This is a genomic window from Streptomyces bicolor, assembly GCF_000719285.1.
In the GTDB taxonomy this organism is placed as follows: domain Bacteria; phylum Actinomycetota; class Actinomycetes; order Streptomycetales; family Streptomycetaceae; genus Streptomyces; species Streptomyces bicolor.
In genome coordinates, this window is record NZ_JOFS01000020.1 from 316,925 (window position 1) to 336,968 (window position 20,044).

Annotated in this window: 20 protein-coding genes; 9 read left to right on the top strand and 11 right to left on the bottom strand. The window is 71.2% G+C overall.

Features of this window, described 5'->3' with window-relative positions; translation table 11 throughout:
• Nucleotides 1-406: 406 nt before the first annotated feature.
• From IF78_RS0126495 to IF78_RS0126525, 7 genes are read left to right on the top strand one after another with little or no spacing between them, the layout of a single operon-like run.
• The gene (locus tag IF78_RS0126495; protein ID WP_031485358.1) at nucleotides 407-769 is read left to right on the top strand and encodes a SchA/CurD-like domain-containing protein; all 363 of its coding nucleotides are present in this window, start codon (nucleotides 407-409) and stop codon (nucleotides 767-769) included.
• Nucleotides 766-1,524 (top strand): SDR family NAD(P)-dependent oxidoreductase, encoded by a 759-nt coding sequence (locus IF78_RS0126500; RefSeq protein ID WP_234439897.1) that lies wholly within the window; start codon nucleotides 766-768, stop codon nucleotides 1,522-1,524. Before IF78_RS0126495 ends, IF78_RS0126500 begins: the two co-directional genes overlap by 4 nt.
• Nucleotides 1,521-1,919: an antibiotic biosynthesis monooxygenase family protein gene (locus tag IF78_RS0126505; protein ID WP_051828176.1), complete on the top strand. Its 399-nt coding sequence runs from the start codon at nucleotides 1,521-1,523 to the stop codon at nucleotides 1,917-1,919. The genes IF78_RS0126500 and IF78_RS0126505 overlap by 4 nt, the downstream gene beginning before the upstream one ends.
• Entirely contained in the window at nucleotides 1,916-2,167 is a 252-nt protein-coding gene (locus tag IF78_RS0126510) for an acyl carrier protein (RefSeq protein ID WP_031485363.1), read from the top strand. The genes IF78_RS0126505 and IF78_RS0126510 overlap by 4 nt, the downstream gene beginning before the upstream one ends.
• 20 nt (nucleotides 2,168-2,187) lie before the next feature.
• Complete coding sequence (locus IF78_RS45120) at nucleotides 2,188-3,072, top strand: cupin domain-containing protein (RefSeq protein WP_051828181.1); 885 nt, start codon at nucleotides 2,188-2,190, stop codon at nucleotides 3,070-3,072.
• On the top strand, nucleotides 3,072-4,355 hold the full coding sequence (locus tag IF78_RS0126520; RefSeq protein WP_031485366.1) for a beta-ketoacyl-[acyl-carrier-protein] synthase family protein: 1,284 nt from the start codon (nucleotides 3,072-3,074) through the stop codon (nucleotides 4,353-4,355). Before IF78_RS45120 ends, IF78_RS0126520 begins: the two co-directional genes overlap by 1 nt.
• Complete coding sequence (locus IF78_RS0126525; RefSeq protein WP_037641255.1) at nucleotides 4,352-5,599, top strand: beta-ketoacyl synthase N-terminal-like domain-containing protein; 1,248 nt, start codon at nucleotides 4,352-4,354, stop codon at nucleotides 5,597-5,599. The genes IF78_RS0126520 and IF78_RS0126525 overlap by 4 nt, the downstream gene beginning before the upstream one ends.
• Before the next feature lie 87 nt (nucleotides 5,600-5,686).
• Here IF78_RS0126525 and IF78_RS0126530 read toward each other — a convergent pair whose 3' ends face one another.
• The 4 genes from IF78_RS0126530 to IF78_RS0126545 all read right to left on the bottom strand — a co-directional run bounded on the left by IF78_RS0126530 (nucleotide 5,687) and on the right by IF78_RS0126545 (nucleotide 11,587).
• Nucleotides 5,687-6,571 carry an ABC transporter permease gene (locus IF78_RS0126530; RefSeq protein WP_031485369.1) on the bottom strand — a complete coding sequence of 295 codons (885 nt, stop codon included), beginning with the start codon at nucleotides 6,569-6,571 and terminating at the stop codon, nucleotides 5,687-5,689.
• Nucleotides 6,568-9,222, bottom strand: coding sequence for an alpha/beta fold hydrolase (locus tag IF78_RS0126535; protein ID WP_078662589.1), 2,655 nt, complete (start codon nucleotides 9,220-9,222; stop codon nucleotides 6,568-6,570). Before IF78_RS0126535 ends, IF78_RS0126530 begins: the two co-directional genes overlap by 4 nt.
• Before the next feature lie 152 nt (nucleotides 9,223-9,374).
• A complete protein-coding gene (locus tag IF78_RS0126540) occupies nucleotides 9,375-10,850 on the bottom strand; it encodes a sensor histidine kinase (RefSeq protein ID WP_031485373.1) in 1,476 nt (491 codons plus the stop codon).
• Nucleotides 10,847-11,587, bottom strand: coding sequence for a response regulator transcription factor (locus IF78_RS0126545; protein WP_051828183.1), 741 nt, complete (start codon nucleotides 11,585-11,587; stop codon nucleotides 10,847-10,849). Before IF78_RS0126545 ends, IF78_RS0126540 begins: the two co-directional genes overlap by 4 nt.
• A gap of 111 nt (nucleotides 11,588-11,698) precedes the next feature.
• On the opposite strand from IF78_RS0126545, the gene IF78_RS0126550 reads away from it, so the two are divergent.
• The gene (locus IF78_RS0126550) at nucleotides 11,699-13,921 is read left to right on the top strand and encodes an MMPL family transporter (RefSeq protein WP_031485378.1); all 2,223 of its coding nucleotides are present in this window, start codon (nucleotides 11,699-11,701) and stop codon (nucleotides 13,919-13,921) included.
• A gap of 95 nt (nucleotides 13,922-14,016) precedes the next feature.
• On the opposite strand, the gene IF78_RS0126555 is transcribed toward IF78_RS0126550, so the two are convergent.
• From IF78_RS0126555 to mnmA, 4 genes are all read right to left on the bottom strand, one after another.
• Nucleotides 14,017-14,355 (bottom strand): TcmI family type II polyketide cyclase, encoded by a 339-nt coding sequence (locus IF78_RS0126555; RefSeq protein ID WP_031485380.1) that lies wholly within the window; start codon nucleotides 14,353-14,355, stop codon nucleotides 14,017-14,019.
• Nucleotides 14,356-14,494: 139 nt separating this feature from the next.
• Nucleotides 14,495-15,154: a response regulator gene (locus IF78_RS0126560; protein WP_031485382.1), complete on the bottom strand. Its 660-nt coding sequence runs from the start codon at nucleotides 15,152-15,154 to the stop codon at nucleotides 14,495-14,497.
• Nucleotides 15,155-15,343: 189 nt separating this feature from the next.
• Nucleotides 15,344-16,075: a sensor histidine kinase gene (locus IF78_RS0126565; protein ID WP_234439898.1), complete on the bottom strand. Its 732-nt coding sequence runs from the start codon at nucleotides 16,073-16,075 to the stop codon at nucleotides 15,344-15,346.
• A 288-nt stretch (nucleotides 16,076-16,363) separates the two neighbouring features.
• Nucleotides 16,364-17,494: a tRNA 2-thiouridine(34) synthase MnmA gene (mnmA, locus tag IF78_RS0126570; protein WP_031485386.1), complete on the bottom strand. Its 1,131-nt coding sequence runs from the start codon at nucleotides 17,492-17,494 to the stop codon at nucleotides 16,364-16,366.
• A gap of 60 nt (nucleotides 17,495-17,554) precedes the next feature.
• Between mnmA and IF78_RS0126575 the strand changes: the two genes are divergently transcribed.
• Nucleotides 17,555-18,220 carry an N-acetylmuramoyl-L-alanine amidase gene (locus IF78_RS0126575; protein ID WP_031485388.1) on the top strand — a complete coding sequence of 222 codons (666 nt, stop codon included), beginning with the start codon at nucleotides 17,555-17,557 and terminating at the stop codon, nucleotides 18,218-18,220.
• A gap of 31 nt (nucleotides 18,221-18,251) precedes the next feature.
• On the opposite strand, the gene IF78_RS0126580 is transcribed toward IF78_RS0126575, so the two are convergent.
• The 3 genes from IF78_RS0126580 to IF78_RS47830 all read right to left on the bottom strand — a co-directional run bounded on the left by IF78_RS0126580 (nucleotide 18,252) and on the right by IF78_RS47830 (nucleotide 20,038).
• Nucleotides 18,252-19,427: a cysteine desulfurase family protein gene (locus IF78_RS0126580; RefSeq protein WP_031485390.1), complete on the bottom strand. Its 1,176-nt coding sequence runs from the start codon at nucleotides 19,425-19,427 to the stop codon at nucleotides 18,252-18,254.
• 141 nt (nucleotides 19,428-19,568) lie between these two features.
• Nucleotides 19,569-19,847, bottom strand: a complete 279-nt coding sequence (locus tag IF78_RS0126585) for a hypothetical protein (protein ID WP_031485392.1) — start codon at nucleotides 19,845-19,847, stop codon at nucleotides 19,569-19,571.
• Nucleotides 19,848-19,885: 38 nt separating this feature from the next.
• The gene (locus IF78_RS47830) at nucleotides 19,886-20,038 is read right to left on the bottom strand and encodes a hypothetical protein (RefSeq protein WP_031485395.1); all 153 of its coding nucleotides are present in this window, start codon (nucleotides 20,036-20,038) and stop codon (nucleotides 19,886-19,888) included.
• Nucleotides 20,039-20,044 lie beyond the last annotated feature (6 nt).

The following is a 20,044-nucleotide window of genomic DNA, read 5'->3' on the forward strand; positions in this document are numbered from 1 at the left end:
CGTCTCCTCTGGTGGGTGCGGCAGTGGACGCAGCCGTGCGGACGTTCGGGAGCAGGGCTGCGGGTGGTCACGTGGAAGCAGTGCGGCGCGGCGGAGAACAGGGGAACGGCTGGGGGAATGCCGTGCCGTTGCCGCGCCGCACTGCCCAAGGACGCTAGGCCGACGCCCTGACCGCCGTCTTCCCGCACGGGGACGAACCGGCCGACGGCCGCGCGGAGGAGGGGACCGCCCCGAGGAGGAGGGGACCGGTGCCGAGGGGGGAGTGCTCCTCCGGTGTGGGGAGGCCGAATCTCGCCCGGCCGCCGGAAGACCGGGGCGCGGCCCGAACGGCAGGCTGGCCGAGGCCGGTTGACGCCGGCCGTCGGACCATCCGGTCTCCGTGTCATCTCGTGAGGAGAGAAATCCGATGGAACGTTACGCCATCAGCTTCCGGGTAAAGCCCGGCACCGAGGCGATCGTCAAGGACCTGCTCGCCAACTACTCCCCGCCCGAGTGGGTCACCCCTGACGGGACGCGGCTGCTCGGCACTTCGATCTTCATGAAGGACGGCCTGGTCGTCCGCATGATGGAGATCGACGGGAGCCTGCCCCGGGTGATGGCGCACCTGGCCAGGCAGCCCGCCATCCAGGAGCTGGAGCGGAAGCTGGACGAGTATCTGGTCGAGCCCCGCGACATGAGCTCGCCCGCCGGGGCGCGGGCCTTCTTCCAGAAGGCGATGATGGAGCACGTCACCACGCGCGTCGCGGTCTTCGAGGAGCAGGAGGCGTGAGCGCCGCCCCGCGGACCTTCCTGGTCACCGGCGCGACCGGCCGGCTGGGCGAGGCCACGGTGCGATGCCTCGCCGAGCGCGGTGACCGGCTCCTGCTGACCGGCCGCAACAGCGGCAGGCTCGCCGAACTGGCCGCCGCCTTCGGCGGTTCCGGAGCGGTCAGGACCCTGGCTGCCGACACCACGGAACCGGACGGCGCACAGCACGCGGCTGCCGAGGCGGTTCGCGCGTTCGGCAGGCTGGACGGCCTGGTGCATCTCGTGGGCGGCTTCTCGGTGGGCCCCGTGATGCTCACCGACGTGGCCTCGTACGAGGAACTGCTGAGGTCCAACTTCCTGGCGGCGGTGGTCGCCACGCAGGCGGTCCTCCCCCATCTGCGTGAGGGCGGTCGCCTGGTCTACTTCGGCACCCCACTGGCCGATGAGCCGCTCGCCGCGATGTCGTCCTACGCCGCGAGCAAGGCCGCCCTGACCTCCTGGGTGCGTTCCATGGCCCACGAGGTCAAGAACCGCGGGATCCACGCCAACCTGATCTCGCTGACCCTCGTGGAGACCCCGGAGATGCGCAAGGAGATGCCGCACGTCGATCCGGGACTCACGGTCGAGGCCGAACTGGTCGGCCGTGCCGTCCGGTTCCTCACCGGCGAGGAGTCCGACGGGATGTACGGCAGCGTCATGCCGGTGGTCGGGAGGTTCGGCTTCAGCTCCGCGCTCGCCGGCGGTCCCCCGCCGGACGCCCGAAGGCCGGCCCGGTGAGCGCGCCCCGGGCCAGGGTGGTCTTCCTGATCCGCGTACCCGAGGCACGGCGACAGGACTTCCTGGACGCCTACGAGAAGATCCGGTTCGAGGTCGCCGCCGGGGTCCCCGGTCATGTCGAGGACCAGGTCTGCCGGTCGGCCACCGACCCGGAGCAATGGCTCATCACCAGCGAGTGGCGTGATCTCACCGATTTCGAGGCCTGGGAGAGGTCCCAGGAGCACCGGGATCTGGTGAAGCCGATGCGCGACTGCTTCACGGAAGCCCGCTCGCTGCGCTTTCACATTCACACGTCGACCGCGTCCGCCGTCCTCACGGCACCGGCGCAGTCGACGCAATCGACCGCTTCCACGGCATCGTCGGCCGGTACGGCCGGTGAAGGAGAAGAGACATGAGTTCCACGGGCACCGTACAGAGTCAGCTGACCGACATGCTCACCGCGGTCGGTCTCGACCCGGATCTCGGCGAGGCCGCGTTCGACAAGACCTTCGAGGCGCTCGACCTGGACTCGCTGGCCCGGGTCGAGCTGGCCAGCCGGATCAAGAGCCGGTACGGCATCGACATCGAGGAAGAGATAACGCCGGAGAGCACGCCCGCGGATGTCGAGCGGCTCGTCAACGTCCGGCTCGCCGCGGCCGCTTGAGAACGGGAAGGACGTACGTCATGTTCGGCCACACCGACAACTTCATCGACATCGACGCCCCGTTCGGCTTCGTCTGGGACCGGACGAACGACCTGCGCCACTGGCCGGAGCTGTTCTCCGAGTACGCGAACGTCGAGATCCTGGACGAGACGCCCTCCTCGGCCACCTTCCGGCTGACCATGCACCCGGACGAGCAGGGCCGGATGTGGTCCTGGATCTCCGAGCGCCACTGGGACAAGGACGCACGGGTGGTCAGGGCGCGCCGGGTGGAGACCGGACCGTTCGAGTTCATGAACATCACCTGGACCTACGAGGAGCTGGGCCCGGACGGCACCAGGATGCGCTGGGTCCAGGACTTCCACATGAGGCCCGACGCCCCGGTGGACACGGCGGCGATGACCGAGCGCATCAACCGCAACTCCGCGGTGCAGATGCAGCTGATCAAGCAACGGGTGGAGCAGGCCCGGCGCTGTGTGGTGGGGATGGACGACGTGCCGTCCAACACCCGGCGCGGCGGCGATCTGCGCACCCTGCTGGCCCCGCCGAACGCGGGGACGTCCGCGGGCTTTTGCGGAGCGGTCCGGCTGGAGCCGGGCGAGGGCGTCTCGGAGCACTACCACCCGTACTCGGAGGAGTACCTGTTCGTCGCCCGCGGCACACTCCGTGTCGACCTGGACGGGGAGCCGGTCACGGTCGGGGCGGAGCAGGCGCTGCACATCCCGCGCAACGTCCGGCACCGGCTGACCAACACCAGCGACGAGCAGGCCCTGGTGGTCTTCCAGATCGGGCCGCTCGCGCCCGAACCGCACCTCGGGCACGTGGACACCGAGCCGGGTCCCGGGGACCCGGTGGCCTCCGCCGAGGGCACCGTCACCGCGGCCCTGACGGGTCCGGGGGCCGCCTGATGGCCGGCGAGCGACAGCGCAGGGCCGTCGTCACCGGCATCGGGGTGATCGCACCCGGCGGAGTGGGACGGGAGGAGTTCTGGGACCGGGTCGTCAGCGGCAAGTCGGCGATCCGCACGATCACCTCCTTCGATCCGGGACCGTTCCGGTCACGGATCGCCGCCGAGTGCGATTTCGACCCGGCCGAACGCGGGCTCACGCCACGGGAGATCCGCCGCACCGACCGGTTCGCCCAGTTCGCGCTCGCCTCGGCCGCGGAAGCGGTCGAGGACAGCGGACTCGACCTCGGGTCAGCGGACACGGAACGGGTGGGGGTGTGCCTCGGCTCGGCCGTGGGCGCCTCGATCACCCTGGAGGAGGAGTACGTGGTCGTCAGCGACCACGGCCGGGAGTGGGAGGTCGACCCGCAGCACGCGATGCCCTTCCTCTACCAGTCACTGGTGCCGTCCAGTGCCGCCACCGAGCTCGCCGTGCGGTTCGGCGCACGCGGGCCGGCGGCGGTCGTCTCCACCGGCTGCACCTCCGGGATCGACGCCATCGGGCACGCCCTGAGGCTGATCGAGGACGGCGAGGCCGACGTGATGATCGCCGGCGCCTCGGACGCCCCGATCACACCGATCACCGTGGCCTGCTTCGACGCCATCCGGGCGACCAGCCCGATGAACGACACACCCGAGCTCGCGTCGAGGCCCTTCGACGCGGACCGGAAGGGTTTCGTGCTCGGCGAGGGCTGCGCGGTGCTGATCGTGGAGGAGTACGAGCACGCCAGATCCCGCGGGGCCCGGATCTACTGCGAGATCACCGGCTACGCGGCCCGGGCCAACGGATTCCACATGACGGGGCTGCGCCCGGACGGGGTCGAGCTGGGCGAGGCGGTCAAGGACGTGATGACCCAGGCACGGCTGAACTGCGAGGACCTCGGGTACATCAGCGCGCACGGATCCGGCACCAAGCAGAACGACCGGCACGAGACGGCGGCCTACCGGTACGCGCTCGGCGAGGCCGTCCGGCAGGTGCCGATCAGCTCCATCAAGTCGGTGATCGGGCACTCGCTCGGGGCCATCGGCTCGATCGAGATGGCGGCGTGCGCGCTGGCCATCGACCGCGGCGTGGTCCCGCCCACGGCGAACCTCACCACGCCCGACCCCGAATGCGACTTGGACTACACGCCGTTGACCGCGCGGGAGACACAGGTCGGCCACGCGCTGTCGGTGGGCAGCGGCTTCGGCGGCTTCCAGTCGGCGATGGTGTTCTCGAAGAACGTGAAGGACGGTGCGGCATGAGCGTACGGCGCAGCGTCATCACCGGGATCGGTGTGGTCGCGCCCACCGGCATCGGCGTCGCCGAGCACTGGAAGCGCACCCTGGAGCGGGTCTCCCGGATCGGCCCCATCACGGAATTCGACACCTCGAAGCTGCCCTCGCACCTCGCCGGCCGGGTGACCGGCTTCGACGAGAGCGCCTACGTCGAGAGCAAGCTCCGGGTGCAGACCGACCGGTGGACCTGGATGGCCCTGGCCGCCGGCCGGCTGGCCTTCGAGGACGCGGATCTCGATCCGCATGTGCACGACCCCTTCGACCTGTCCGTGGTGACGGCCAGCGCCTCCGGCGGCAACGCCTTCGGCCAGCGGGAGATCCACAACCTCTGGAGCCAGGGGCCGGGCTCGGTCACCGCGTACCAGTCGATCGGCTGGTTCTACGCGGCGAGCAGCGGCCAGCTGTCCATTCGCGACCAGCTCAAGGGCGCCTGCGGGGTGCTCGTCGCGGACGCCACGGGCGGGCTCGACGCGCTCGCCCAGGCGCGGCGGCTGATCGCGCGCGGTACGGGAGCGGTCCTGGTCGGTGGCACCGAGGCACCGCTGTCCCCGTACGCCATGGCCTGCCAGGCGGGCAGGGCGACGCTCAGCCGGGAACCGGACCCGGCGGCGGCCTACCGGCCGTTCGCGGCGGACAGTCCGGGCCATGTGCCGGGCGAGGGCGGCGCCATGGTCATCGTCGAGGAGGCCGAGTGGGCCGCCCGCAGGGGCGCGCCCGCCGCATACGCCGAGGTGCTCGGTACGGCGTCGACCCATGACGCGCACCATCCGACCGAGCCGGCACCGGACCACCGCCAGCTGGCCCGGGCGATCCGCGAGGCGATCGAACGGTCCGGTCTGACGCCGGAGCGGATCGATGTGGTCTTCGCCGACGGCGCCGGCGAACCGCGGCTCGACCGGCGGGAGGCGGACGCTCTGGTGGAGATCTTCGGCAGGCGGGGGGTGCCGGTCGCCGTGCCCAAGACGGCCACCGGCAGGCTGAGTTCGGGAGGTGCCGCGCTGGATCTGTCCTGGGCCGCCCTGGCCCTGGCGCATGACACGGTTCCGCCGTCGGTGCACCTGACAGCGGAGCCCGGCGACGACCTGGACCTGGTCACCGCGGCACGGGAGAACGCCGGTCTGCGCACCGCGCTGGTGGTGGCCCGGGGCGAGGGGGGCTTCAACTCCGCGGCGGTCCTGGGCCTGCCGGAGAGCGGCAGGCGTACGGTCTGATCCGGGGCGGGACTCCCGCGTACGGGGCACGGTCACAGCGGGCCGTGAGGCGATGTGCCTCACGGCCCGCGGCCTTGCCCCGCCGGGTCAGGAGACGACGTCCTTCGCCCGGAAGCCCCGGAAGGCGAAGGCGAGGAAGAGCACCGCGCACGCCGTGGACAGGGCCAGGCCCTGCGCCATCGCGGCCCAGGTGATGCGTGGCTGCAGGGTGTCGAGCCACGCGTACTGCCAGTGCGTCGGCAGGAAGTCACGGGCTCGGCCGAGTGCCGTGACCGCGTCCAGGATGGTCGAGACGATCCACAGCCCGACCGCGCCGCCGACCGCACCGAGGGGGGCGTCGGTCACCGTCGACAGCCAGAACCCGACCGCGCCGACCACCAGCAGGCTGCCGTACACATAGCCCGCGACGACGGCCATCCGCCCCAGGACCTGGGAGGCCGGCATGCTGCCGCCCCCCGGCAACCGGACCTCGCCCCAGCCGTATGCGGCGGTACCGGCCACCAGTGCGACGGCGGCCAGCAGCAGTACCGTCAGGGCGCTGTATGCGAGGGCGACCACCAGCTTGCTCCACAGGAGACGGGCCCTGGGCACGGGGGCCGCCAGCAGATAGCGCAGCGAGGACCAGCCCGCCTCCGAGGCCACGGTGTCACCGCAGTAGAGGGCGACCGTCACGGGCAGCAGAAAGCTGGTGGAGACGAAGAGGACGAACGCCGCGAAGTTCGGACCGGAGGCCGTGGCGATGCTCACCAGCGCCGGGGCGCCACCGTCGTCGTCCGTGGGCGACCCCCCGATGGTGAACGCCGTCAGCAGCACCAGCGGCAACGCGATCACGATGCCGAACGTCACCAGGGTGCGACGGCGCCGGAACTGACGGATCGCCTCCACCCGCAGCGGCAGGGCGCGGCGGGGGCGGTAGCCGGTGGCGGCAACCGGCGCTCCGCCCTCCGCGGCCGTTTGGGTACCCGGGGTCATCGTTCTCCTCCGATCAGGGTCAGGAAGGCGTCCTCGAGTCGGCGATGTGGTCCGATCCGCTCCACGGCCACGTCCATCCGTACGAGTTCCACGACCAGTTCCGGCACGGTGATCGAGCCGACGCGGACCAGCAGGCCCTCCTCGACGGGCGTCGCGGAGGCGACTCCGGGCAGCGCCGCGACCTTCCGCGCGAGCCCCTCGTCCTCGGGATCCGCGGTGCCCACCAGCAGCAGCCCGTCGTCCCCGGTGATCTCGGCGACGGGGCCGGCCGCGACAAGGGCGCCCCGGTCCATCACCACCAGGTGGGTGCAGCACTGCTCGACCTCGGCGAGCAGATGGCTGGAGACGATGACGCTGCGTCCGGTGGCCGCGTACCGCGTCAGGACGTCCCGCATCTCACGGATCTGCGCCGGGTCGAGACCGTTGGTCGGCTCGTCGAGCACCAGCAGGTCCGGCATCCCGAGCATGGCCTGCGCGAGGGCGAGCCGCTGCCGCATGCCCTGCGAGTAGGTGCGCACGGGGCGGTCCAGCGCGGTGCCCAGACCGGCGATCCGCAGCGCCGGCTCGCTGTGCGCGTCGCTCTCGGGCCGGCCGGTGGCCCGCCAGTACAGGTCGATGTTCTGACGTCCGGTGAGATGCGGGAGGAATCCGGGACCCTCGACGAAGGATCCCAGCCGGGACAGGACCGGCGATCCGGACCGCACCTCCTGCCCGAAGATCCTGATGGATCCGGAGTCCTGACGTATGAGTCCCATCAGCATCCGCAGGGTGGTGGTCTTGCCGGCTCCGTTGGGGCCGAGCAGACCGAGAACCTGCCCCCGCTCGACGGTGAACGACAGGTCCCGCACCGCGTAGCGGTCGCCGCTGCCGGCGTACCTCTTGGTCAGTCCGGTGATCCGCAACGGCACGTCGGAGGGTGCGGCGTCGGGCGCGGACGCCACGGGACGGACCGGGCGCCGGACGGTCAGCACGAGCACGGCCGCCACCACCGCCCCGGCGGGCAGGGCCCAGGTCCACCAGGGCACTCCGGCGGACTCGGTGACGCTGAGCGCGGCGGCGGTGGGCACCGTGAGGTGGCCCGCCCGGATGCGGTAGGTGGCGGGGTCGGCCGGTGAGGCGAAGCCCAGGTCCGTGCTGGACACCACGATCCGCAGCCGATGGCCCGCCTCGAAGCGATGGTCGACGGCCGGCAGTGAGATCCGTGTGGTCTCGCCGTCCACCGCCGTGACCGGGGCGACCAACTCGCGGGGCAGCGTCTGGCGGCCGTCCGGGCCGACGTCGTACAGCTTGGCGAAGAGCACCGCGTCACGGTTCGCGCGGACCGTGAGCTCCACGGTCGGCGCACCGGTGACCTGCAGCGGGGCGTCCAGTGGGGCGCTGGTGAAGGCCGCGTTGGCGCTGCGGGACTCCCACCCCGGTCCCATGCCGACGGCGCCCGCGAGGGTGGACAGCGAACCGAGTCCGGGGAGGCCGGTCACGCTCGGCGGGGTGCCGCCCGCCGGATTGACCAGTGTCTGCTCGGGTTCCCGCAGGGCCATGGTCCTGCGCGCCGTCCCGTCGAGCCCGGTGTAGCGGGCGGCCGTCGCTCCCTCGAGCATGGCGGTCCCGGTGCCGGTGTCGGTTCCGCCGCTGCGGCTGACCCGGAAGACGGGGCCGGCGCCGTCGCCGCCCGCCTTCTTGAGGTGGGTGTCGAACCAGCCGACCGTACGGGCGTGGATCCGGCCGCTCTCGTCCTCCCCGCCGTCGTGACCGCCGGAGATCCAGTCCACGGCGACGGGGGCGCCGTTCCTCGCGACGGCCTGTGCGATGGCATCGCCCTGGTCCAGCGGGAACAGCGAGTCGGTCTGGCCCTGGACCACCAGCGCCGGCACGGAGATCCGCCGCGCCGACGCCGCCGGGCTGAGCCCCCGCAGCAGCTCCCGGGTCCGCGCGTCCGCCCGGCCGGTGACGGCCGAGCGCTGGAAGGCGGAGCACACCTCGGCCGTGAAGCGTCCGCACTCGGGGTCGCGGGGGTCGGTCAGCCCCTGGCCGAAGAGGATGCCGGACCACAGCTTCTTGAACACCCCCTGCGGGAACAGGACTTGGTGCAGGTCCCAGTAGGTGACGGAGGGGACGATCGCGTCGATGCGGCGGTCCCGGGCGGCGGCGAGCAGCGACACGGCCCCGCCGTACGAGCCTCCTGCCATGCCGACGACGGGATCCCCCGCACGGTCCGTGCGGACCTCGGGCCGCCCGGCGAGCCAGTCGAGCAGCCTGCCGACGTCTGCGACCTCGCCGTCGGCCGCGTTGAGCCCGATCCGGCCCCCGGAGGCGCCGAAGCCTCGGGCCGAGTAGGTGAGTACGGCGTACCCGGCGCGGGCGAGCCGCCGCGCCTGCTCCCGTTCGCTGTCCTTGGTACCGCCGAAACCGTGCGCGAGGATCACGGCCGGCCGCCTGCCGCCGCCGGGCGAGGTGTAGTACGAGGTGTCGAGGCGGACCCCGTCCGCGCCGGTCAGGAAGCGGTCCTCCCGGTGCACCGGCGTGGGGTCGTCCGCGGTTGCCGTCCAGGTCAGTGCGACGGCGACGAGCGTCAGGGCCGCGGCTGCCGCCGGCCACCGCCGACGCGGCCCGCGCAGGGACCGCAGCCGCCTTCGTAATGTGTGCGTCTTCACCTTCTCGCTCTCTTCTCGGTACGGCGATGTCGGCGCACGGCGCGGGCGGAAGCGTGGGGCCTGCCGGGGCGCCCTGGGAGGGTTTCTTCTGGTCAGGCCGGCTAGGAGGAGCGGTTCCTCGGGGCCGGGCCGAGTCGGCGGGAAGGCACCACCTAAGCCTGTCCTGGGTGGCCGAGCGGCAGCCGGACCCGGAACACCGCGCCCTTGCCCGGGGTGGCGTCGACCTCGGCGCCGCCGCCGTGGGCCTGGGCGACCGCGGCGACGATGGCCAGCCCGAGACCAGATCCCTCCTCGGGGCTGTCGCCGGGTGCCTGGGCGCGGGTGCGGGAGGGGTCGACGCGGAAGAAGCGCTCGAAGACGTGCTGGGCCTGCTCCTCGTCGAGCCCCGGTCCGCTGTCGGCCACCTCGATCACGGCCTGTCCGTCCCGGACGCCGACGCGCACCCAGGCCTCGGTGCCGTCCGGGGTGTGCTGCCGGACGTTGGACAGCAGGTTCGCCAGGACCTGTCGCAGCCGGTCCGCGTCGCCCCGGACCAGCACCGGCCCGTCGGCCGACGCGGTCTCCAGCAGCAGCGGGCGGCTCGGGGCCAGCACCCTGGCGTCGTCGACGGCCTCCGCGGCCAGCATCCCCAGGTCGACCGGCGCCAGGGCCAGCGGCAGTCCCTGGTCCAGCCTGGCGAGGAGCAGCAACTCCTCGACCAGGGAGCCCATCCGGCGGGCCTCCGACTCGATCCGGGCCATGGCCTGGGCGAGGTCGTCGGGCCGGTTCGAGGCACCCCGACGGAACAGCTCCGCATAGCCGCGGATCGTGGCGACCGGAGTGCGCAGCTCGTGCGACGCGTCGGCGACGAACCGGCGCAGCCGCTCCTCCGCCCGGCGCCGTTCGTCGAACGCGGACTCGATCTGACCGAGCATGGCGTTCAGCGCAAGGCCCAGCCGGCCGACCTCGGTGCGCGGCCCGTCGGCCGGGATGCGGCGGGTCAGGTCGCCGTCGCCGATCGCGGCGGCGGTGGCGGCGATCGACTCCAGGGGGCGCAGTCCGCCGCGTACGGCGCGCCACGACAGCAGGGTCACCGCCAGGAGGGCGGCCACGGCCGAGGTCGCCGCGACCACGCCGGTGCGGTGCATCAGTTCGTCGGCCACCGTTGTCCGCATTCCCACGAGCAGCATTCCGTCGGGGAGTTGGGAGGAGTGCAGCAGCCAGTCACCGTCGCCGTCCCCCGGCACCGAGTGGAGGGAGCCTCCGGCGGGGTCGTCGGCCGTGCCCCGCTGCGGCCACAGGCCGGAGGGCAGTGTGCGCGGCAGATCCGGGCGGACACCGAAGTCGGAGGTCTGGCGCACCTGGCCGTCCCGGGACCGGATCTGGAAGAAGGAAGGGAGGTCGCCCTGCTCGGCGGACGCCCGCCAGACTCCGGTCAACTGGTCCGCTTCGTGCGGCAGCGCGAGCCGCCCGTCGCTCCCCCGCGCGACGAGGTCCTCGCGCAGTTGCCCGGCCACGGCGGCGAGCACTTCGTCGTTCTGGTCCTGGCGCCAGTCCTGGAGGGCGCCGAACGTGGCACCGACGGAGAGCGCCATGCCGAGGGCCAGCAGTCCGGAGAGCACCAGGACCAGCCGGGTGCGCAGGGTCATCGGCCGGCCCCGCGCTCCGGGCGCCCGGTCTCCCGTCGCCGGGCGTCGGCGTCCTGCAGCCGCAGCACATAGCCGACCCTCGGCACCGTCTGGATGAGCGTCGGCTCGAAGACGTCGATCTTGCGGCGGAGATAGGAGACGTACGTCTGCACCACGGCGTCGCTGCCGCCGAAGTCGTACTCCCATACGTGGTCCAGGATCTGGCGCTTCGTCAGGACCCGACCCGCGTGCGCCGCCAGATAGCGCAGCAGCTTGAACTCGGTCGGTGTCAGATCCACCGGCACACCGTGCCGGCGGACCTCGTGGGCCTCGTCGTCGATCTCCAGATCGGCGAAGGTCAGCTTGGTGCGCTCCTCCGGATGCGCGGTCCGGCGCAGCACCGCTCGGATCCGGGCGATCAACTCCTCCAGGCTGAAGGGTTTGGTGACATAGTCGTCGCCGCCCACGGTCAGTCCGGCGATCTTGTCCTCGGTGGAGTCACGGGCCGTCAGGAACACCACCGGTGCCTCGTATCCCGCCTGCCGCAACCGACGGCAGGCGTCGATACCGGAGCCGTCGGGCAGCATGACGTCCATCACGATGAGGTGCGGCCGGAACGCCTCGACGAGATCGGCGGCGGCGCTCCCCGTGCCCGCCACCGCGGTTTCGTACCCCTCATAGCGCAGCGCGGTGGCGATGAGGTCCGCCAGATAGCTCTCGTCGTCAACAACCAGGACACGCAGCGTCGTCAAGTTCACACGGCCAGTGTCACCCGGTTCGCCCCCTGTCCGGGGGCCTGTCGCCGCATTGACAGAGATCTCTAAGAACGGTCTATGAGCCGTGTAAGAACGCTCTGATGACCTGTTGGCATGGAGAAAATCTGCGACTTCGTCCTAGGACGGAAGCGACTTGTGCGGATGCTCGTCATCCTGATGCTGCTCGCCGGGGGCGCGGCCATCGGTCTGTTGATCCCGAACATGGACGAGCGCAACGCCTACCCCGGATTACCCGGGTACGAGGCGAACCAGCGAATCATGAAGACCTACGGAAACGGCGGCTACGAACGGCCCTTCGTCCCCGTCGTGACGCTGCCCGAAGGGCAACGGGCCGAAGACCCGGAGACGAAGGCGGCGTTGGGCCGCGCCTTCGACGACGCCGCCGAGAAGGTCGACGCACGCGTCGCGTCGTACGCCAACACCTCGGACGAGGCGTTCCTCGGCGACGACGGCAGGACGACCTTCGGTCTGGTCTTCAGCGGACCGGTCGAACAGGGCGGGCTGCCGGGCAGCGCGCTCGGTGAGGCGCCCGAGCTCGGCCCCGTGATCGCCGACGCCATGCGCGACGCACTGCCGCCCGGCTCCGAGGTGCAGGTCACCGGGCTCGATTCGCTGGCGACCGGCTCCGACCAGGGAGGCCTCAACGTGCCGGTGAAGCTGCTGGTCACCATCGGCGCTGCGATCGCGGTACTGATGTACGTCTTCCGTTCCGCCCTGGCCTTCGTACCGCTGCTGACCGCGTTCGTCGCGGTGCCCGTATCGTTCGTGGGACTGCTCGCGGTGAGCCCGTTCATCTCCATCCACGAGACGACGGTCATCATGCTGCCGCTCTTCGGGGTCGGCATCGCGATCGACTACGCGCTGATCCTGGTCACGCGCTGGCGCGAGGAGGAGGCGAAGGGTCACCACGGTGACGACGCGGTGCGCCGCGCCATGGCCACCTCCGGGCACGCCATCGTCTTCTCGGCCGGCGCGGTCGCCATCGGCCTGGTCACCATGGTGCTGCTGCCGATTCCGCTGATCCGCAGCCTCGGTGTCGGCGGAATGATGGTCACCGCGGCGAGTGCCCTGGTCTCGCTGACGCTGCTGCCGCTGCTGCTCAGCTCCTCGGGCCGGCGCCTCCAGCGGCGCCGGGCGGCCGGGCGGGCGGACAGCGCCGGCCTGCGGCGGGAGGCGTCGGCCGGGCGGTTCTGGACCGGCGTCGCCAGGAACGTGGTCCGTTTCAGGTGGCTGACCGCCGCGGCGAGCGGCGCGGTCCTGCTGGCCCTGTCCGTCACGGCGTTCGGCCTCAACCTCTCGGTGCCGACCACGGACCGGCTGTCCGACTCCGGCGCGGGCCGGGCGGGGCTCACCTCGCTGACGGACAGCGGAGTGCCCTCGGGGACCCTGACTTCCTTCGACGTGTACGTCCCCGACGGCACCGATCCGGCGGCCGTCGCCGACACGCTCCGTGCCACGGACGGGGTGTACGCGGTCGCCGCACCGCAGGACGGGGAGTGGCGCCGGGACGGCTCAGCGGTCCTCACCGTGCTGCCGAGCGACGAGGGCGGTTCGTCCGCCGGTGAGGACACCATCGCCCGGGTGGTCGACGCGGTGCCGGACGGCACCCTGGTCGGCGGCAACGTCACTCAGCAGATCGACTACGTGGACGTCACCTACTCGGCCTTTCCGTGGATGCTGGCCGTGCTGTCCCTGGTGACCTTCGTGATGCTGGCACGGGCCTTCCGGTCGCTGCTGCTGCCGCTGAAGGCGATCCTGCTGAACCTGCTGTCGCTCGGCGCGGTGCTCGGCGCGATGGTCGTCCTGTGGCAGTGGGGCTGGGGCACCGAGGCGGTGCTCGGCATCCAGCCGGACGGCTCCATCGGAACCTTCGTACCGGTGACCATCTTCGCCTTCCTGTACGGGCTTTCGATGGACTACGAGGTGTTCATCCTGTCCCGGATCCGGGAGGAGTACGACCGCACCGGATCCACCCGGACCGCGGTGGTGAACGGCGTGGGACGCACCGGCAGGCTGGTCACCTGTGCCGCGCTGATCCTGTTCTGCTCCTTCGCCTCGATGGCCGCCGGCGGTGAGCTCGACGTGTCGATCTTCGCTTCCGGCATCGCGCTGGGCATCCTCATCGACGCCACGCTCATCCGCGGCCTCCTGGTGCCCGCCACGGTCGCGATGATGGGCAAGTGGAACTGGTGGCTGCCCGCCTGGGCCGCCCGTGTGCTGCGGGTCGCGCCGTCACCGGTCCGTGCGGAGGCGGCGGCGCACGAGCAGCCCGCCGATCCGGAGCCGGTCGGCATGGCCGGTACGGGGCGGGGGTGAGGCCCTCATCGGCGCCGTCGTCGGCCGGGCGACGCATCGGTGCCGTGACCGACCGGGAGTGGACGGTCACGGCACCGATGCGCGCGGTCGGGTCGCTACACCCCCTCTTGGGGGGTCCAGCGGTAGAAGGACGTCGCGGTGGCGTCCGCCGGACTGCGCCAGGTCTCCGGGTCGTAGGGGGAGATGAGGGGATCCAGCTCGGCGCACAGCCGCTGGAAGTCCTCACGGACCCGTGCGGCGGCCATGGCGTGGTCCGCGTCTCCCTCGAACTCCACCAGGTGGAAGTAGAGATCGTCCTGGTAATGGAAGAGCTCGCGGCGGGTCACTCCGAGATCGGCGGGCAGCGAGGTCCGGTCGGAGGCGCCGAATATGGAAGCGACTTCCTCCGCTTTCTCCGGTGCCATGCGGGCGACGATGAGAATCCGATCGGCCATGGGCGTCTCCTGTGCGGCTGTGTGGCGGCGGACACAATTCAGCGCTCACGCTAAGGAGGACCGGCCCGAGCTGTCCTCCCCCGCCGGGAGGGAATTCCGCCTCCCCCGTACGGAGGAGGCCCACCGGATTCCAGGAGGCTCAGACAAGCCCGTTCTCATAGGCGTAAATGACAACCTGCACCCGATCCTGCACACCCAGTTTCCGATACAGGTGCTGCACATGGGATTTGATCGTGCTTTCCCCCAGGGTGAGCTTCTCCGCAATCATCGCGTTTCCGTATCCCTGGACCAGCAGCCGGAATACATCGAGTTCCCGGCCGGTGAGGGACTGCAGTTCGGCGGCGGCCGCGGAGGGTACGGCGGGCCGGCGGACGAACTCCCTGATGAGCCGCCGGGTGACCGACGGGGACAGCAGGGCACCGCCGTCGGTCACTTCCCGTACCGCCTCGGCGAGTTGGGCCGGGGAGGAGTCCTTGATCAGGAAACCGCTGGCTCCGGCCCTGAGGGCCTCGAAGACGTACTCGTCCTGGTCGTACATGGTGAGCATGACGATCTTCGGCGCGGAGTCCCGGGGGCCTCCGGAGAAGATCCGCCTGGTCGCCTCCAGGCCGCTCATCCGAGGCATGTTCACATCCATGAGGACGACGTCCGGTGCTGTGCGCCGCACCAGTTCCAGCGCCTCGGCGCCGTTCGACGCCTCCCCGAGGATGGCGATGTCCACCAGCGGCGCGAACACCGCGCGCAGTCCCTGGCGCACCAATGGCTGATCGTCGACGATGAGCAGGCGTATCGGTTTCATGGGCCTTCCTGGGAACTCTCGGTCCGGGTGCGCACGGTCGCGCCGAGGCACCCTCGGCGGTCGAAGCACACGAGCCGGGAGTTCGTCGGCATCGACGGCCGTCCGTATGCCGCGGCGCTCCGCCCGCCTATGCCAGTGCCCACCCGGCGATCCTTCCGGGTGGGGTTGGCCGGTCCTGCCGGGCGGTACCTAGGCGGTCGCCCGGACAGGCCGGCCGGGACGGCTGGGCAGAACGGTCGTGATCCGTACGCCCCCGCCGGGCAGTTCCTCGTAGTCGAAGGAACCGCCCAGTTCGGCGGCGCGTCGCCGCATATGGAAAAGGCCCTGCCCCGTGCCGGGGATCAGGGGGACGGCTGTCTGGCCGCGCCCTCTGCAGCGCACACCGTCGTCCCCCCGGGAAACGGGCGTGCTGACGATGCTCACATCGAGCTGCTCGCCGAACTCGACCCGCACCTCTATGGGCCCCTCACCGTGCTTGATGGCGTTGGTGACGCCCTCCTGAATGATGCGCAGCGCAGCAAGTCGTGTGCTGGCGTGCAGGTTTCCCTCCGCCTCGACGTTGTCGAAGTGAACGGCGAGATCCACTTGCGGGAGGTCGATGCCGAGGGCGATCACCTGGTCCGAGAGAGAGGCTTGTTCCGTCGGCGCTCGTCCGGATCGCGGCAGCCAGCCGACAGCCTCACGGATCTCTCGCTGGACCTCCAGGGCCAGATCTTCGATGGCGTGCGCCGCCTTTGGCGCATCGGTGGACAGTTGACGAGCGTGCATGACGATGCCCAGCATCCGGTGCCCGGCACCGTCGTGCAGCTCGGAGGCGATGCGGACCCGCTCGCGAATCCGCTCCTGCCTGGCTAATTCCTTGAGATGGCGACTCCGCGTTCTTGCGCGGATGAGGATACCCAGTGCGACCGAGAAAGCCACAAGCTCGAAAAGAAATAGATTACGCGCATGTGAAACAACGGAGAATATTCCGCTCCCCACTGTGGATCATCCCCCCGTAAGAACATCCACCAGTCTTTGGCCGACCGTACCATGGGCTCGTTGAGCACGGGGAGAAGAATCATGACGAACCCTGGGTAACCCCTTAGAGTTCTCTGTGAGCCCGGCCTGATGATCACCAATTGTTGAATCGATAATCTCCAGGGAAACCGGTGAGGAATTCAATATTCCGGTTTGTTTGGACGCCGCCCGGGTGGGGTTCCGGGATTCTCAGACGGCCGAGGCCGTCGCCCGCACCGTCGACGCGATCGTCGCCGAGCCCACCACGCGCGTGCCGTCGTACAGGACGATCGCCTGGCCGGGGGCCACGCCGCGGACCGGCTCGGTGAAGGTGACCTCCAGCGAGCCGTCGACCAGCTCGGCGGTGACCTCGGTCTCGCCGCCGTGGGCGCGCAGCTGGGCGGTGTAGGTGCCGGGGCCGGTCGGGGCGGCGCCGCACCAGCGGGGCTTGACGGCGGTGAGGGCGCTGACGTCCAGGGCGGACGCGGGGCCGACCGTCACCGTGTTGTTCACCGGCGAGATGTCGAGGACGTAGCGCGGCTTGCCGTCGGCGGCCGGGGTGCCGATGCGCAGGCCCTTGCGCTGGCCGATGGTGAAGCCGTAAGCGCCCTCGTGCGTGCCGAGCTTGGCTCCCGACTCGTCGACGATGTCGCCCTCCGCCTTGCCGAGGCGGTTCGCGAGGAAGCCCTGGGTGTCGCCGTCGGCGATGAAGCAGATGTCGTGCGAGTCGGGCTTCTTCGCGACCGCCAGGCCCCTGCGCTCGGCCTCGGCGCGGATCTCGTCCTTCGTCGTCACCGTGTCGCCGAGCGGGAACATCGCGTGCGCCAGCTGCTTCTCGTCCAGCACGCCGAGGACGTACGACTGGTCCTTGGCCATGTCGGAGGCGCGGTGCAGCTCACGTGTGCCGTCCTCGTTCAGCACGACCTGCGCGTAGTGGCCGGTGCAGACCGCGTCGAAGCCGAGGGCCAGCGCCTTGTCCAGCAGGGCCGCGAACTTGATCTTCTCGTTGCAGCGCAGGCAGGGGTTGGGCGTGCGGCCGGCCTCGTACTCGGCGACGAAGTCCTCGACCACGTCCTCGCGGAAGCGGTCGGCGAGGTCCCACACGTAGAACGGGATGCCGATCACGTCGGCGGCACGGCGGGCGTCGCGCGAGTCCTCGATGGTGCAACAGCCCCGCGCGCCCGTGCGGAAGGATTGGGGGTTCGCGGACAGTGCGAGGTGGACGCCGGTCACGTCGTGGCCCGCTTCGGCCGCGCGGGCGGCGGCGACGGCGGAGTCGACCCCGCCGGACATGGCGGCGAGGACACGGAGGGGGCGGGAGGGCTGCGCGGTGTCAGTCATAACCCTTCCAGGGTACGGGGGCGCGGGAACCAGGACCCGCGAGTATCCGTTGACGATCACATGGGACAGCGGAAGGCCTCGAAGGACGGCGACCGGAAGGTCGGTCGTCGCGCACTGCTCATCGGCGGAACGGCGGCCGCCGTGGGCTCGGCCGTGCTGGCCCGCGACGAACTGGCCCGCCTGTGGTGGCGGGTGCCGGGCGTGGAGAAGCCGCGCGAGGAGGGCGAGGTCGACTTCGCCGGCGCGCGGTGGGTGGCGGCGTCGGACGAGAACTGGCGGCGGGCGGACCGGCCCGACGACTACGGCATAGACATGGTGATCATCCATGTCACCCAGGGCAGCTTCGACAGTGCGGTGAAGGTGTTCCAGGACCCTGATCACGGTGCCGCCGCGCACTACATCGTCCGTAAGGACGGCCACATCACACAGATGATCCGCGAGCTGGACGTGGCCTACCACGCGGGCAACCGTGACTACAACGAGCGCAGCGTCGGCATCGAGCACGAGGGCTTCGTGGACCGGCCCCAGGACCTCACGGACGAGATGTACGAGGCGTCGGCGCGGCTGACCGCCCGGATATGCGCGCGCTACGACATCCCCGTCGACCGCGAGCACATCATCGGGCATGTGGAGGTGCCGGGAACCGACCACACGGATCCCGGGGAGCACTGGGACTGGGACCGGTACATGAAGCTCGTGCGGGAGGCTCGTACGGCTCAGGCGTGAGGTCGGACCGGCCTCGGCATCCTGGAACGCCTTACGTCAGGCCCGCCGCCCGCGCCCTTTCCACCGCCGGGCCGATCGCCTTCGCGACGGCCTCGACGTCGGCCTCGGTGGAGGTGTGGCCGAGGGAGAAGCGGAGGGTGCCGCGGGCCAGGTCGGGGTCGGTGCCGGTGGCGAGGAGGACGTGGCTGGGCTGGGCGACGCCCGCGGTGCAGGCGGAGCCGGTGGAGCACTCGATGCCCTGGGCGTCCAGGAGGAGCAGCAGGGAGTCGCCCTCGCAGCCGGGGAAGGTGAAGTGCGCGTTGGCGGGGAGACGGCCGCCGGGTGCCGGGTCGCCGCCGAGGATCGCGTCCGGGACCGCCGTACGGACCGCCTCGACCAGGGCGTCGCGCAGGGCGCCGATCTCGGTGGCGAACCATTCGCGCTGCTCGGCGGCGAGGCGGCCGGCGACCGCGAAGGAGGCGACGGCGGGGACGTCGAGGGTGCCGGAGCGGACGTGGCGCTCCTGGCCGCCGCCGTGCAGGACGGGCACGGGGGTGTACTCGCGGCCGAGGATCAGCGCGCCGATACCGTACGGGCCGCCGATCTTGTGGCCCGACACCGTCATCGCGGCGAGGCCCGAGGCGGCGAAGTCGACGGGGACCTGGCCGAAGGCCTGGACGGCGTCGGCGTGCAGGGGGACGTCGAACTCCTTTGCCACGTCGGCAAGTTCGCGGATCGGCATGACGGTGCCGATCTCGTTGTTGGCCCACATCACGGTGGCCAGGGCGACGTCGTGGGGACTGCGGGCGATGGCCTCGCGCAGGGCGTCCGGGTGGACCCGGCCGTAGGAGTCGACCGGGAGGTACTCGACGTTCGCGCCCTCGTGCTCGGCGAGCCAGTGGACGGCGTCGAGGACGGCGTGGTGTTCGACGGGGCTGGCCAGGACGCGGGTGCGGGTGCCTGCCGGGTCGGCGTCGCGGCGGGACCAGTACAGGCCCTTGACCGCGAGGTTGTCGGCCTCGGTGCCGCCGGAGGTGAAGACGACCTCGCTGGGGCGGGCGCCGAGCGCTTCCGCGAGGGTTTCGCGAGCCTCCTCGACGGTGCGCCTGGCGCGGCGGCCTGATGCGTGGAGGGAGGAGGCGTTGCCGGTGACGCTCAGCTGGGCGGTCAGCGCCTCTGCCGCCTCCGGGAGCATGGGGGTCGTCGCGGCGTGGTCGAGGTAAGCCATGGTGGCCACGATTCTAGAGGGCGCCGGTAAGAGGCCTTGTGTCAAGGCGCCTTTCCCGGGTTGCCGCCGGAGTTGGTGGCGACGCGCCCGGCGCTGCAGGCCGTGCCCACCCTCCCCCGAGCACCACAACCTATGGGCCCCCTAGAAGCTCCACGACAGCGTGTTGTCCAGCTGGATGAACGTCAGCAGGACCAGCAGGTCGGCGACGCCCAGGCCCATGCCCAGGAAAGCCCGGCCCCTGCGCTTCGTGCCGCGCCACAGGGAGACCGCCGCCAGGACGATGGCGGTCGGGCCGAGGAAGATGTTGAAGACCAGCAGGCCGAGGAGGCCGAGGACGAAGGACGCCACGGCCATGCCGTCGGCGTCGCGGCGGCGGGCGCGCGGGCCGGGGCTGGTGGTGGCCGGTGCGGTCAGTTGCATGAGGGTCAGCTCCCCAGAAGTCGGTTCGATCGACGAAGTCAGTTGCGGCGGGCGTGACGCTCGCGGGCGGCGAAGATGCCCAGCCAGATGGCGATCACTGCGGCGGCGACGGCGGTGAAGGTGAGCGGTGCGTGGGCCACGGCGCCCAGCACGACGCCCAGCAGCAGGAGCGCGGCGACGAGGAAGAGCATGGGTCG